General features: G+C 33.8%; 1 pseudogene. It reads left to right on the top strand.

Features of this window, described 5'->3' with window-relative positions:
- Positions 1 to 266: pseudogene (locus tag AOA60_RS32840) on the top strand (hypothetical protein); the annotation flags it as partial.

The raw sequence follows: 266 nt of genomic DNA, 5'->3' as shown, positions 1-266 counted from the left end.
TACCTGGATTAACTAATAAGTTTTTAAGTAAATATGTTGATCATGTTGCAATTTCATTCAAAGACTCGAGTAAATTTTTTCCAGAAAATAAAGTGATTTTAACTGGAAATCCGAGGGCACAAGAGGTTGTTGAAGCTTCAAAACAAGAAGGTGAAAAAAAGCTTCAATCCCTTGGTTTATCAGATAGAAAGAAAACTGTATTGGTTGTTGGTGGTAGTAGGGGAGCAAAACCGATTAACGAAGCTATTTTAGAGACTTTAGGAAAG

The organism is Pseudomonas sp. 2822-17 (assembly GCF_002742485.1).
Taxonomy (GTDB): Bacteria; Pseudomonadota; Gammaproteobacteria; order Pseudomonadales; family Pseudomonadaceae; genus Aquipseudomonas; species Aquipseudomonas cyclaminis.
The sequence above is the reverse complement of the archived record's forward strand: the minus strand, read 5'-3'. Positions and strand labels throughout refer to the sequence as shown.